At 77.6% G+C, this 13,589-nt stretch carries 11 protein-coding genes; 9 read left to right on the top strand and 2 right to left on the bottom strand.

Going from position 1 to position 13,589, the window contains the following annotated elements:
* The first annotated feature begins 34 nt into the window (after nt 1–34).
* The 3 genes from ACUN9U_RS02215 to ACUN9U_RS02225 all read left to right on the top strand — a co-directional run bounded on the left by ACUN9U_RS02215 (nt 35) and on the right by ACUN9U_RS02225 (nt 1,016).
* Nucleotides 35–241: a DUF4244 domain-containing protein gene (locus ACUN9U_RS02215; protein WP_445483289.1), complete on the top strand. Its 207-nt coding sequence runs from the start codon at nt 35–37 to the stop codon at nt 239–241.
* 65 nt (nt 242–306) lie between these two features.
* Entirely contained in the window at nt 307–636 is a 330-nt protein-coding gene (locus ACUN9U_RS02220; RefSeq protein WP_445483290.1) for a TadE family type IV pilus minor pilin, read from the top strand.
* Nucleotides 633–1,016 (top strand): Rv3654c family TadE-like protein, encoded by a 384-nt coding sequence (locus tag ACUN9U_RS02225; protein ID WP_445483291.1) that lies wholly within the window; start codon nt 633–635, stop codon nt 1,014–1,016. Before ACUN9U_RS02220 ends, ACUN9U_RS02225 begins: the two co-directional genes overlap by 4 nt.
* Nucleotides 1,017–1,027: 11 nt before the next feature.
* Here the strand turns inward: ACUN9U_RS02225 and ACUN9U_RS02230 are convergent, their stop codons facing one another.
* Both ACUN9U_RS02230 and ACUN9U_RS02235 read right to left on the bottom strand, forming a co-directional pair.
* Nucleotides 1,028–1,468 carry a hypothetical protein gene (locus ACUN9U_RS02230; RefSeq protein ID WP_445483292.1) on the bottom strand — a complete coding sequence of 147 codons (441 nt, stop codon included), beginning with the start codon at nt 1,466–1,468 and terminating at the stop codon, nt 1,028–1,030.
* A 73-nt stretch (nt 1,469–1,541) separates the two neighbouring features.
* Nucleotides 1,542–4,154 carry a DEAD/DEAH box helicase gene (locus ACUN9U_RS02235; RefSeq protein ID WP_445483293.1) on the bottom strand — a complete coding sequence of 871 codons (2,613 nt, stop codon included), beginning with the start codon at nt 4,152–4,154 and terminating at the stop codon, nt 1,542–1,544.
* Between the two features lie 151 nt (nt 4,155–4,305).
* On the opposite strand from ACUN9U_RS02235, the gene ACUN9U_RS02240 reads away from it, so the two are divergent.
* The 6 genes from ACUN9U_RS02240 to topA all read left to right on the top strand — a co-directional run bounded on the left by ACUN9U_RS02240 (nt 4,306) and on the right by topA (nt 13,520).
* Entirely contained in the window at nt 4,306–4,662 is a 357-nt protein-coding gene (locus ACUN9U_RS02240; protein WP_186715857.1) for an STAS domain-containing protein, read from the top strand.
* Nucleotides 4,663–4,715: 53 nt separating this feature from the next.
* Nucleotides 4,716–5,156, top strand: coding sequence for an ATP-binding protein (locus tag ACUN9U_RS02245; protein ID WP_445483294.1), 441 nt, complete (start codon nt 4,716–4,718; stop codon nt 5,154–5,156).
* A gap of 166 nt (nt 5,157–5,322) precedes the next feature.
* A complete protein-coding gene (locus tag ACUN9U_RS02250) occupies nt 5,323–7,893 on the top strand; it encodes a sodium-translocating pyrophosphatase (RefSeq protein WP_445483295.1) in 2,571 nt (856 codons plus the stop codon).
* 14 nt (nt 7,894–7,907) lie between these two features.
* Nucleotides 7,908–9,503, top strand: a complete 1,596-nt coding sequence (locus ACUN9U_RS02255) for a DUF7059 domain-containing protein (protein ID WP_445483296.1) — start codon at nt 7,908–7,910, stop codon at nt 9,501–9,503.
* 7 nt (nt 9,504–9,510) lie between these two features.
* Complete coding sequence (locus ACUN9U_RS02260; protein ID WP_445483297.1) at nt 9,511–10,500, top strand: phosphatase PAP2 family protein; 990 nt, start codon at nt 9,511–9,513, stop codon at nt 10,498–10,500.
* A 107-nt stretch (nt 10,501–10,607) separates the two neighbouring features.
* The gene (topA, locus tag ACUN9U_RS02265) at nt 10,608–13,520 is read left to right on the top strand and encodes a type I DNA topoisomerase (protein ID WP_445483298.1); all 2,913 of its coding nucleotides are present in this window, start codon (nt 10,608–10,610) and stop codon (nt 13,518–13,520) included.
* Nucleotides 13,521–13,589 lie beyond the last annotated feature (69 nt).

Below are 13,589 nucleotides of genomic sequence, written 5' to 3' on the forward strand. Positions count from 1 at the left end.
GCCCGTCCTCGCGGCCGGCCCCGTGAGCAGTCCCGTGGCACGACCCGCCGGCTGCGCCCCGACCGGCCCGGCGGCTGCGCTGCGCGCCGCCCCGGGGGAGGCCGGCATGGCCACCGCCGAGTACGCCATCGCCACCCTGGCGGCCTGCGGCTTCGCGGCCCTCCTGCTGGCCGTGCTGTCCAGCGGGGAGGTCCGCGGCATGCTCGTGGCGCTCGTGCAGCGCGCGCTGAGCCTGGTGTGAGACCGGACCTCCGCTCCCGCCGCGGCGGTCAGGGCGCCCGCGGGGCCGGCCGCCAGCGGGGGTCGGTGACCGCCGAGCTGGCGGTCGCGCTCGTCCCGGTGGCGGTGCTCCTGCTGCTCGCCGCCTGGCTGGCGGCCGCGGGGACGGCGCAGGTGCGCGTCCAGCTCGCGGCGGGGGCGGCGGCACGGGCCCTGGCCCGCGGAGAGGACCCCGGCCTCGTCGCGGGGCGCGTCACCGAGGTCGTCGGTGGTGCTGTCCTCACCGTCCGGCAGGACGGCGGGCTGGTGCGCGTCGACGTCTCCGCCCCGGTGAGCGCTCCGCTGCTGGGGGCCGTGGGGAGCCTGCACGGCTCCGCGGCCGCCCCGCTGGAGGCGGACGCTCAGGACGCCCCGTGAGCGCGGGCGCCGGTGCGCCGCCCGGACCCCGTGCGCGGGCGCAGAAGGGATCGGCCTCGCTGCTCGTGCTCGCGGTGGTGGCGGGGGCGCTGCTGCTCGCCGCTGCGTCAGCCGCTGCGGGGCAGGTGGCCGCGGCCGCCGTCCGCGCGGCGGGCGCTGCCGACGCAGCGGCCCTGGCCGCCGCCGCCGACCTGCCGCTGGGTGCCCGCGGCGCCTGCGCGCGCGCCGGGGCGGTGGCCCGGGAGGCGGGTGCGGAGCTCCTGGTCTGCCAGGCGGCAGGGGCGGGAGCCGTCGAGGTGGCGGTGGCGGTGCGTCCGCCGGGGCTGGCCGGTGCGGTGGGCCGTCCCAGCGCCCGGGCGCGTGCGGGTCCCCAGCCGTGAGCGCCAGGGGGTCAGGTGCGGGACGAGCCGCCTCGGGCGCCGTCGCGAGGGGGAGCGGCCGGCGCGTCCGCACGCCCTGCGGAGGTGCTGTCCGCCGCAGGTGCCTCCCCGGGCCGCTGCGCCGCCGGCGCCCCCTGGCGCGCCGGCGGCGCAGCGGGGGCGGCGGCCGGCGGCGCCTCGTGGCGCACGCGCTCGGCCTCCACGCGTCGCAGGCGCTTGAGCTCGCGGCGGCGCTCCCAGCTCTTGCGGTTGCCGCGCAGGAGCAGGGCCAGGCCCGCCTCGGCCACGAGGAGGCTCGCGGCGCCCAGGAGGAAGACGGCGAGGGCGGTGAGGGTGACGGACGTGCCGATCTGGGCCCACTCGAGCGTGACCGTCGGGGTGATGCCGGTGACCACGACGAACAGCACGACCAGGGCCACGGCGAGCAGCAGCAGCACGGCGAGGACGACCACGGGGACCCCCTGCTGGACGGGCCGGCACCCGCCGCCGACCAGGTCCCCCGGACGCTAGACCCGCCGGGCGCGGTCAGCGCGCCGGGCGCTGCGCGTCGGCAGCAGCGCCCGGCGCGTCGCCTGTGTCGCCGTCGCCCGTGTCGACGTCCCGCACGTCGCCGTCCCGCAGGTCGACGTCCCGCAGGTCGCCGTCCCGCACGTCGACGTCCCGCAGGTCGCCGTCCCGCAGGTCCAGGTCTGGCAGGTCCACCCCGCCAGCGCCGGGCGGGCCGGCCCCCTCCGCCGGCACGGGCCGGCCCGCCGGCGCCGGTGCGTCGTCGTCGGCCTCGGCCAGCACCAGGCGCAGCATCCGCAGCGCGCCGGCCTTGTCGAGGGGGGAGTTGCCGTTGCCGCACTTGGGCGACTGGACGCAGGAGGGGCACCCCGCGGGGCACTCGCACTCCGCGACCAGGTCGGCGGTCGCGCCCAGCCAGGTCGCTGCCGCGGTGAACCCGCGCTCGGCGAACCCCGCGCCGCCCGCTGCGGCGTCGTGCACCACCACCGTGGGCAGCCCGGTGTCGGGGTGCAGCGCCGTGGAGACCCCGCCGACGTCCCACCTGTCGCAGGTGGCCACGAGCGGCAGCAGCCCGATCGCGGCGTGCTCGGCGGCGTGCGCCGCACCCGACAGGTCCGCCGGCGCCACACCGGCCTGCTCCAGGAGCTCCGGCGGCACCGTCCACCAGACCGCCGCCGTGCGCAGCGTGCGCTCGGGCAGGTCGAGCGGCTCCTCCCCGAGCACCTCCCCGGTCGACGCGCGCCGCCGCAGGTAGGAGGTCACCCGCGTGGTCACCTCCACCGCTCCGGTGCACACCGCGACGGGCCCCCAGGAGCGGCGCCGGTCCTCGGCCAGGATGCGGACGTCGGTGGTGGTGCGCGCCGAGGTGGTGTGCTCGACGTCCTCGCGGCGCACCAATGCCACCGACCCTTCCTCGTCGAGGGCCTCCACGACGTGCGTCTCGCCCTGGTGCACGTAGACCGCGCCCGGGTGCACGGCGTGGTGGGCGGACCCGGCGTCCACGCTGCCCAGCACCCGCCCGGTGGCGGCCTCGACCAGCCGCACCGGCTCACCGCCCGTGCCGCGCAGGTCGGCGAGGTCGGTGGCCCGCTCGCGGCGGGTCCAGAACCAGCCGCCCGGCCGCCGCCGCAGCAGCCCGCCCGCCACGAGGTGGCGCAGCACCGGCTCGGCGGTGGGGCCGAAGAGCGGCAGGTCCTGCTCCGTCAGGGGCCGCTCGGCCGCCGCGGCGCACAGGTGCGGTCCCAGCACGTGCGGGTTGCCCGGGTCCAGCACGGTGCTCTCCACCGGCGCGCCCAGCACCACCTCGGGGTGGTGGACCACGTAGGTGTCGAGCGGGTCGTCCTCGGCCACGAGCACCGCGAGGGCGTCCTGGCCGCTGCGCCCGGCGCGTCCCGCGCGCTGCCACAGCGCCGAGCGGGTCCCCGGCCAGCCGGCCACCACCACCGCGTCGAGCCCGGAGACGTCCACACCCAGCTCGAGGGCGCTGGTGGAGGCCACCCCGAGCAGGTCGCCCTCGCGCAGGCGCCGCTCGAGCTCGCGCCGCTCCTCGGGCAGGAACCCGGAGCGGTAGGCGGCCACCCGCGCCGGCAGGGACGGGTCGACCTCCGCCAGCGACCTGCGCGCTGACAGGGCGACCGCCTCGGCGCTGCGCCGCGACCTGACGAAGGCCACCGTGCGCACCCCGCCGGCCACGAGGTCGGTCAGGAGGTCGGCGGACTCGGCGGCCGCGGAGCGCCGCGTGGGCGCGCCGTTCTCCCCGGTGCCCGGCAGCAGCGGCGGCTCCCACATCCAGAAGCGCGTGGCCCCGCGGCGCGCGGCGTCCTCGGTCACGGCCACCACGTCCTCGACCGGCACGCCGACCAGCCGGGAGGCGGTCACCGCCGGGGCGGCGGCCGTCGCGGAGGCCAGCACGAAGACCGGGTCGGCGCCCGCCGCCGCGGCCAGGCGCCGCAGGCGGCGCAGCACGTCGGCCACGTGCGAGCCGAACAGCCCCCGGTAGTGGTGGCACTCGTCGACCACCACCACCCGCAGCGCGCGCAGGAAGCGGTGCCAGCGCGCGTGCCCGGGCAGCAGGGAGCGGTGGAGCATGTCGGGGTTGGTGAGCACGTGGTTGGCGTGGTCGCGCACCCAGCGGCGCTCCTCCGGCGGCACGTCGCCGTCGAAGGTGGCCGCCCGCACCCCCGGCACCGCGAGGCCGCGGACCACCTGCAGCTGGTCGGCCGCGAGGGCCTTGGTGGGGGACAGGTACAGCGCCGTGGCGCCGCGGCCGCCGGGATCGGCCGCGCCCTCGGCGACGGCGGTCAGCGCCGGCAGCAGGTAGGCCAGCGACTTGCCCGAGGCGGTGCCGGTGGACACCACCACGTGGCGGCCGTCCCGGGCCGCCTGGGCCGCCGCCACCTGGTGGGCCCACAGCGAGGCCACCCCGGAGCGCTCCAGCGCCGCCCGCAGCTCGGGGTGCACCCACTCGGGCCAGGCGGCGGTGGTGCCGGCGCGCGCGGCCACGACGTGCTCGTGGAGCACGCGCTCGCGGCGACCCGGGGCGCGCAGGAGGTGCTCGGCGGCACCCCCGGGGTCGGCGCCCGCGCCGGGCGGGAGGCCGGTGCCCGGCGTCTGGACCGGCTCGGCGTGCACCCGTCGATGGTCGCACCGCGTGCCGGAGGAGCAGCCGCGCGTGGCCGAGGAGGGGGGCGGGTGGTTGACTGCCACCCGAGCGAGCGTCCGACCAGCGACTGGCCGAGCGACTGACCGAGCGACTGACCAGCCCCGACCCCGAGGAGCCACCGTGGACCTGTCCGTCACGAGCCGCGAGCAGGGCGGCCGGACCGTCGTCGAGGTCGGCGGTGAGATCGACGTCTACACCGCGCCCGTGCTGCGCGAGCGCCTCAACGACCTCGTGGGCGAGGGCCGCCACCACCTGGTGGTGGACATGGAGAAGGTCGACTTCCTCGACTCCACCGGCCTGGGCGTGCTCGTGGGGGGCCTCAAGCGGGTCCGCTCCCACGACGGGTCGCTGCACCTGGTGTGCACGCAGGAGAAGATCCTCAAGGTCTTCAGGATCACCGGCCTGACCAAGGTCTTCCCGATCCACAGCTCCGTCGACGACGCGGTCGCGGCCTCCAGCGGAGACGCCGCCTCCTGAGCGGGCGGCCCGACGCGCTGACCGACCCCGCCGACGGACCCCTGACCGCCCCGGTGCCCGAGCAGGTGCCCGCAGCCGGCGCCCCGACGGGTCCCAGCAGCGCCCCCGCGCCGCTGGGACCCGTCGTGCTGCGCTTCTCCGCACTGCCCGAGCACGTGCGCATCGCCCGGCTGGTGACCACGTCGCTGGCGCGCCGCGCCGGCCTGGCCGGCAGCGACGTCGAGGGCGTGCGCCTGGCCGTGGGCGAGGCGTGCGGGCGCGCGGTGCAGCGCAGCGAGTCCGCGGGCACCGCCGAGATGGTGGAGCTGACCGCCACCACCGGCGGCGGCGGGATGGTGGTGGAGGTCGTCGACCACGCCGGGGACGACGGCGTGGAGACCGAGGAGCTGGCCGTGCTGCTCATGGAGGGCCTGGCCGACGAGGTGTCCGTGACGGCCGGCCCCGGGGGCCCGGGCGGCACCACCCGCCTCAGCTGGTCCGCTCCACCGGCCTGAGCGGCGGTGCCGGCGCGGGGGGCCCCTGGGCCGACCCGGCGACGCCCCGGCCCCGCTGCGCCGCGCCGGCCGGGGGCGTCTGTAGTCTCGCGGCGACCTGTTCCACCCCCCACCGGGTGCCGCGAGGCCGCCAGGGGGGTTCGCCCAGCCTCGTCGAGGAGGACGGATGCTCGGGCTGACGAGCTCTGCCGTGGTGGCCGGGGTGCAGACCGCGGCCAGCACGACCGCCGCTGGCAGCACGGCCGTGACCGGCCGAGACCAGATCATCGTCATCACCATCGCGGCCGTCGCCGCCCTCGGGCTGGTGATGGCCTTCGTGTTCCGGCGCCAGGTGCTGGCCGCCGGTGAGGGCACCGAGCGCATGCAGGAGATCGCCGCGGGCGTCCAGGAGGGCGCCAGCGCCTACCTGCGCCGCCAGCTGCGCACCCTCGGCGTCTTCGCGCTGCCGGTCGTGGCGCTGCTCTTCGTGCTGCCCGGCGACTGGGAGGTCCGCGTCGGCCGCGCCGTCCTCTTCCTGGTCGGCGCGGCCTTCTCCGCGGCCGTCGGCTACCTGGGCATGTCCCTGGCCGTGCGCGCCAACGTGCGGGTGGCCGCGGCCTCGCGCGAGCCCGAGGGACGCGCCGAGGGCTTCCGGCTGGCCATCCGCACCGGCGGCACCGTGGGCATGGCCACCGTGGGCCTGGGCCTGCTCGGGTCCTCCCTGGTGGTCCTGTTCTTCAAGGCCGACGCCCCGACGATGCTCGAGGGCTTCGGCTTCGGCGCCGCCCTGGTCGCCATGTTCATGCGCGTCGGCGGCGGCATCTTCACCAAGGCCGCCGACGTCGGCGCCGACCTGGTCGGCAAGGTGGAGCAGGGCATCCCCGAGGACGACCCGCGCAACGCCGCCACCATCGCCGACAACGTCGGCGACAACGTCGGCGACTGCGCCGGCATGGCCGCCGACCTCTTCGAGTCCTACGCGGTGACCCTCGTGGCCGCCCTCATCCTGGGCCGCGCCGCCTTCGGCGACTCCGGGCTGGTCTTCCCGCTGCTCGTGCCCGCCGTCGGAGCGCTCACCGCGGTGCTCGGCATCCTGCTCATCCGCACCCGCGGCTCGGAGAGCGGCCTGGGCGCCATCCAGCGCGGCTTCTACCTGTCCGCGGTGGTCTCCGCCGTCGGCAGCACCGCCGTCGCCTTCGCCTACCTGCCCAGCAGCTTCGGCGGGCTGACCGGCCTCACGAGCCCGGTGATCGCCCAGGTCGAGTCCGACCCGCGCTTCCTGGCCTCGGCCGCGGTCATCGTGGGCATCCTGCTCGCCGTCGTCATCCTGTGGATCACCGGCTACTACACGGGCACGGAGTCGAAGCCGACCCAGGGCGTGGCCCGCACCTCCCTGACCGGCCCCGCCACGGTGGTGCTCTCCGGCATCGGGCTGGGCCTGACGTCCGCGGTGTACACCACGCTGATCATCGGTGGTGCGGTGCTGCTGTGCTTCCTGCTGGCGGCCGGCAACACCACGCTGGCGCTCTTCCTCGTGGCGCTGGCCGGCACGGGGCTGCTCACCACGGTGGGCGTCATCGTGGCCATGGACACCTTCGGCCCGGTCAGCGACAACGCCCAGGGCATCGCGGAGATGTCCGGCGACGTCGACGAGGAGGCCGCGCGCACCCTCACCGACCTCGACGCCGTCGGCAACACCACCAAGGCCATCACCAAGGGCATCGCCATCGCCACGGCCGTGCTCGCCGCGACGGCGCTGTTCGGCTCGCTGACCGACACCTTCCTCAACGCCGCCCAGTCGGCCTTCGCCAGCGTGCAGTCGGTGCCCAGCCAGTTCGTGCTGCAGTCCCTGGGCCTGCAGCTGAACCAGGGCGGCTTCGTCATCGCCATCGGCCAGATCACCGTGCCGTCGGTGCTGGTCGGCCTGCTGGCCGGCTCCGCCGTCGTCTTCCTGTTCTCCGGCCTGGCCATCGACGCCGTGACCCGCGCCGCCGGCGCGATCGTCTTCGAGGTGCGGCGCCAGTTCCGCGAGAAGCCCGGGATCATGGACGGCTCGGAGAAGCCCGAGTACGGCCGCGTGGTCGACATCTGCACCCGCGACTCGCTGCGCGAGCTGGCCACCCCCGGCCTGCTCGCGGTGCTGGCGCCCGTGGTGGTCGGCTTCGGCCTGGGCGTCGCGGCGCTGGCCGGGTTCCTCGCCGGCGCCATCGGCACCGGCGCCCTCATGGCGGTGTTCCTCTCCAACGCCGGCGGCGCCTGGGACAACGCCAAGAAGCTCGTCGAGGACGGGCGCTACGGCGGCAAGGGCTCCGACGCCCACGCGGCCACCGTCATCGGCGACACCGTGGGCGACCCCTTCAAGGACACCGCGGGCCCGGCCATCAACCCGCTGCTCAAGGTCATGAACCTCGTGGCCATCCTCATCGTGCCGGCCGTGGTGGCCCTGACCGTGGGCGAGAGCGCCAGCACCCCCGTGCGCCTGGCCATCGCGGCCGCCGCCCTCGTGGTGCTCGTGGTGGCGGTCTACCTGTCGGCCCGGCGCACCAGCGCCCTGGACGCCGGCGAGGACGACACCGAGCTCGAGGACGACCTCGACGGCGACGACGACGGCTCGGGCGCCGACGGCCCGCGCCCCGCCGGCGACGTCCGCGACGAGCTCGGCGCCGCGGACGGCGCCCGGGCCTCCGGCGCGCACGGGGCCAGCACCCCGGCGCCCGCCGGGGCCGGGCGCGAGCCGGCAGGGGAGCCCACCCGCTGACGTACCGTCGGGGCGTGCCACTGACAGCGCAGCCGGCCCCGGCCACGACAGCCCGGCCGCCGAGGCCCCCGCAGCTCGCGGGGGGCTCGGCGGCCGCTCTGCGCTCGGACCTGGAGCGCTCCGGCTGGACCGTGGACGGCGTGGCCGCGCTGCTGGGGGACGTGGCCGAGGCGGCCCTGCGGCGCGACTCCCTCCTGCCCGCCCGGCGCGCCGCCGCTGCCGCCGGGGACGGCGACCCGGTGGGGGTGCTCACCCGGCTGTTCCTGCTCTCCGAGCCCGTGCCGCGGGCCGCCCTCGACGCGGCGCTGCCCGCCACCGCGGCCGCGGGCGCCGCGGCGCACGGCCTGGTCGAGGCCGCCGGCGCGGCCCCGGACGACCCGGTGCGCGCGGTGGTCGACCTGCGCCCCCACGCCGCGCAGGACGCCCTGGGCGAGGTCGCCTGGTGGGTGGCCTCCGACCTGGGCGAGCACGCCCTGGGGGACGGCACCCCGCTGCCGCCGGAGCACGTGCTCGGCATCGGCGGCGCCTCGGCGTCCCTGGCCCGCCTGGCCGTGCGCACGCCCGTGCACCGGGTGCTGGACGTGGGCACGGGCAGCGGGGTGCAGGCGCTGCACGCCTCGCGCCACGCCCGCTCGGTGACCGCCACGGACACCTCCGCCCGCGCCCTGGGCTTCGCCGCCTTCAACGCCGCCCTGGCGGGGGTGGAGCTGGACCTGCGCCGCGGGAGCCTGCTGGAACCGGTGGCCGGTGAGCGGTTCGACCAGGTCGTCTCCAACCCGCCCTTCGTCGTCACCCCGCGCGCGGCCGGCGTGCCGGGCTGGGAGTACCGGGACGGCGGCCTCGTCGGCGACGAGGTGGTCCGCCGCCTCGTGGTCGGCGCGGGCGGTGTCCTGGCCCCCGGCGGCAGCGCCCAGCTGCTCGGCAACTGGGAGCACCGCGCCGGCGAGGGCTGGCGCGACCGGGTGCAGGGCTGGCTGGACGACTCCGGCCTGGACGGCTGGGTGGTGCAGCGGGAGGTCATGGACCCGGCGCACTACGCCGAGACGTGGATCCGCGACGGCGGCCAGCGCCCCGGCCCGCAGGCCGACGCGCTGCTGGGCGCCTGGCTCGACGACTTCGCCGCCCGCGGCGTGGAGGCCGTCGGGCTCGGCTTCGTCGTGCTCCACGCCCCCGCGGCCGGCCCCTCCGGGGCGGCGGCCCGCCCGCGCTGGTCGCGCGTGGAGGAGGTGACCGGCCCGCTGGAGCGCCCCCTGGGCGAGCACGTCGCCGCGGTGCTCTCCGCCCGCGAGCGCCTGGCCGCGACGGACGACGCGGCGCTGCTGGCCGCGCGCCTGCGGGTGGCCGACGACGTCACCGAGGAGCGGCACGCCCGCCCCGGCGAGGGGGGCCCGCGAGCGGTGCTCCTGCGCGCCGGCGGAGGGCTGGGCCGGGTGGTGGCCGCGGGCACCGCGCTGGCCGGGCTCGTCGGGGCGTGCGACGGGGAGCTGCAGGTGGGCCAGGTGGTCCAGGCGCTCGCGGTGCTGCTGGACGTCGACGCCGGCGCGCTGCGCGCCGAGCTCCTCCCGCAGGTGCGCGGCCTGCTCGAGGACGGGCTGCTGCTGTGGGCGTGAGGCGGCCGTGAGCGCGGTGCCCGGCGAGCGCGGCGCCAGCCCGGCGCTGGTGGCCGCGGGGGTCCTGCTCGCCGTCGCGTCGGGGGCGGGCGCGTGGGCGCTGCACCGGGTGTTCGTGCTCACCGCCCACGGGCAGGCCGTGGACGAGGCGGCGCTGGTCGGGGCGCGCACGAGGCTGTGGCGGCTGGAGGACGGCGCCAACGCCGTCCTGGACACCGTCTCGGCGGTGGCGGTGCTGGCGGCGCTGGCGGTGGTCGCCGTGGTGGCGCTGGCCCAGCGGCGGCTGCGCCTGGCACTGGCCGCGGTGGTGCTGGTCGCGGGGTCGCTGGCCACCACCCAGGTGGCCAAGCACCTGCTGCTCACCAGGCCGGACCTCGACGTGACGTACGCGCTGGCCAACTCCCTGCCCAGCGGGCACACCACCTTCGCGGGAGCGGTCTCGGCGGCGGCGCTGCTGGTGGCGCCGGTGCGCCTGCGCCCGCTGGTGGCCGTGGTCGGGGCCGCCTACACCTCCGCCATCGGCGTCGGCACCCTGGCCGCCGGCTGGCACCGCCCCAGCGACGCGGTGGCCGCCATGCTCGTGGTGCTCGCCTGGGGGGCGCTGCTGGCGCCGCTGGCTGGGGGGCGGCCGACGGCGGGGGCCGGGTCCTCCGGGCGCGCCGTCGCCGTCGTCGTCCTGGTGGGCGGGGCCGCGGTGGGGGTCGGGGGCGGCCTGGCCGGCCTGGCCGCGACCTGGGTCCGGGTGCCGCCCGAGCCTCAGGGCCGCCTGGAGCAGCTGGTGGCCGGGGCGGGGGGTGCGCTGGGCGTGGGGGGTGCCGCGTGCGCGGCGCTGCTGGTGCTGCTGCTCCTGCAGCGGGCCGCGGACGCGGCCGCCGACCGGGTGGTGCCCGCGGGCGGCCGGGGGGCCGGTGCCGCGCGCGCCGGGGGCGGTCCCGCAGCGGCGGGGGGTACGGTGACCGCGCCGCAGCCGACGGCGGGGCCGGGCCCTCCCGGGTGATCTGCTCGCGGGACGCCCTGCGCGGACCCGCGCCCTGCCGGCGGCCCGCTCCCGTGACCCCCCCGCTGGCCAGCGCCAGCCCGACCGCCAGGAAGGCAGGCCCGTCCGTGGCCCGAAGCTCCACCTCCGCAGCGCCCGTGCGCCGGCTCGTCATCGTCGAGTCGCCCGCCAAGGCGCGCACCATCGCCGGCTACCTCGGCGACGGGTACGAGGTCGAGGCGAGCGTCGGCCACATCCGCGACCTGCCGCAGCCCTCCGAGCTTCCCGCGGAGATGAAGAAGGGTCCCTTCGGCAAGTTCGCCGTCGACGTGGAGAACGGCTTCGAGCCCTACTACGTCGTCGACGCCGACAAGAAGAAGAAGGTCAGCGAGCTCAAGCGCGCCCTCAAGGAGGCCGACGAGCTGTACCTCGCCACCGACGAGGACCGCGAGGGCGAGGCCATCGCGTGGCACCTCCTGCAGACCCTGCAGCCGACGGTGCCGGTCAAGCGGATGGTCTTCCACGAGATCACCCGCGAGGCGATCCAGCGGGCCCTGGAGGCCACGCGCGACATCGACGCGCACATGGTCGACGCCCAGGAGACCCGGCGGATCCTCGACAGGCTGTACGGCTACGAGGTCTCCCCGGTGCTGTGGCGCAAGGTCCGCGCGGGCCTGTCCGCCGGGCGCGTGCAGTCGGTGGCCACCCGCATGGTGGTCGAGCGCGAGCGCGAGCGGATGGCGTTCCGCTCGGCGTCCTACTGGGACGTGCAGGCCGACCTGTCAGCGCAGGACCGGGCGTCCGCTGCCGCCCAGCGCTTCACCACCCGCCTGGTGGCCGTCGACGGCGCCCGCGTGGCCACCGGCCGGGACTTCGCGGACACCGGTGCGCTCACCGATCGCGCCGCCGCGCTCGGCGCCGGCCTGGTCCGCCTGGACGAGGCCGCCGCGACCGCGGTGGCCGAGGGGCTGCGCCTGGCCGGCGCCCAGGGGCTGTCCGTGACGTCGGTGGAGACCAAGCCGTACTCCCGCAAGCCGGCGGCCCCCTTCACCACCTCCACGCTGCAGCAGGAGGCCAGCCGCAAGCTCGGCTCCTCGGCCCGCCAGACGATGCGCACCGCCCAGTCGCTGTACGAGAACGGCTGGATCACCTACATGCGCACCGACTCCACGGCCCTGTCGCAGCAGGCGGTCAGCGCCGCCCGCGCCCAGGCCGCCGAGCTGTACGGCGCCGAGTACGTGCCGGCGCAGCCGCGCACCTACGCCTCCAAGGCCAAGAACGCCCAGGAGGCCCACGAGGCGATCCGCCCCTCCGGGGACGTGTTCCGCACGCCCGCGCAGGTGGCCGGGCAGCTGCGCGGCGAGGAGTTCCGCCTCTACGAGATGATCTGGCAGCGCACGGTGGCCAGCCAGATGGCCGACGCGCGCGGCTCCACCGCGACGGTGCGCCTGGGCGGGGCCGTCGACGTGCGCCCGCCGGCGGGCGCCCCGCAGGCCCCTTCGCCCACCGGCACCCTGGAGCCCGGGTCCCACCGGGTGGAGCTGTCGGCCTCGGGCACCGTCATCACCTTCCGCGGCTTCCTGGCCGCCTACGAGGAGGGCCGCGACGAGGAGCGCCACTCCGGAGGCGACGCCGAGCGCCGGCTGCCCCAGCTGGAGGAGGGCCAGCGCGTGGACGTGCTGGCCGCCTCCGCCGACGGCCACGAGACCTCCCCGCCGCCGCGGTACACCGAGGCCAGCCTGGTCAAGGCGCTGGAGGAGCGCGGCATCGGCCGCCCCTCCACCTACGCGGCCACCATCGCCACCATCTCCGACCGCGGCTACGTCTGGCGCCGCGGCACCGCCCTGGTGCCCAGCTGGCTGGCGTTCGCGGTGGTGCGGCTGCTCGAGGAGCACTTCGACCACCTCGTCGACTACGACTTCACCGCGGAGATGGAGGACGACCTCGACCGGATCGCCTCCGGCTCGGAGGACCGGCGCGCCTGGCTGAGCCGGTTCTACTTCGGCGCCGGCGGTGCCGGTGGCGCCGAGGGGGCCTCCGCCGGGACCGGGGGCCCGAACCCGTCACCGGCGGGTCGCACCGGGCTGAAGCCGCTCGTGGAGCACCTGGGCGACATCGACGCCCGCGGCGTGAACTCCCTCGACGTGGGTGAGGGCATCACCCTGCGCGTGGGGCGCTACGGGCCCTACCTGGAGATCCCGCCGGCCGACGGTGCGCCCGAGGGCGCCGAGCCCCAGCGCGCCTCGGTCCCGGACGACCTGGCCCCCGACGAGCTCACGCCGGCCAAGGCCCGCGAGCTGCTGGAGACCGCCGGCGACGGCGACCGCGAGCTGGGCACCGACCCGGCCACCGGCCGCACCGTGGTGGCCCGCGCGGGCCGGTTCGGCCCCTACGTCACCGAGGTGCTCGAGGACGGCGCGCCCAAGAGCGCCAAGCCCCGCACCGCCTCCCTGTTCAAGAGCATGCAGCTGCAGACCGTCGGGCTCGACGACGCGCTGAAGCTGCTCTCCCTGCCGCGCCTGGTGGGCACCGACCCGGCCACCGGTGAGGAGATCACCGCGCAGAACGGCCGCTACGGGCCCTACCTCAAGAAGGGCACCGACTCCCGCTCGCTGAGCACCGAGGACCAGCTGTTCGAGGTGACGCTGGAGGAGGCGCTGGCCCTGTACGCCGAGCCCAAGCGCGGCCGCGGCGGGCGCGCGGCCGCCGCTCCGCTGCGCGAGCTGGGCACCGACCCGGCCAGCGGCGCGCCGGTGGTGGTCAAGGAGGGCCGCTTCGGGCCCTACGTCACCGACGGCACCACCAACGCCACGCTGCGCACCGCCGACACCGTCGAGGCGATCACCCTCGAGCGCGCTGCCGAGCTGCTCGCGGACAAGCGCGCCAAGGCCCCCGCCAAGGGCGGCAAGGGCGCCAAGGGGACCAAGGCCCCCGCGAAGGGCGCCGGGGCGGCCAAGGGCGGCAGGGGCGCCAGGGCCGCGGGAGCCGCCGGTGGCGGGACCGCCCGCGGTGGCTCGCGGTCGACGGCGGCCGGGCGCTGAGCACCACCCGTTCGGCCCCCATCCGCGGGACGCGCGGCACCGAACCGCTCGTGGGACCGCCGAGGAGGG

The sequence above is a fragment of the Quadrisphaera sp. KR29 genome, assembly GCF_052644995.1.

Excerpts from the sequence above, each read along its gene's own strand:
- ACUN9U_RS02250 (WP_445483295.1), top strand. The coding sequence starts at position 5,323 with ATGCTCGGGCTGACGAGCTCTGCCGTGGTGGCCGGGGTGCAGACCGCG.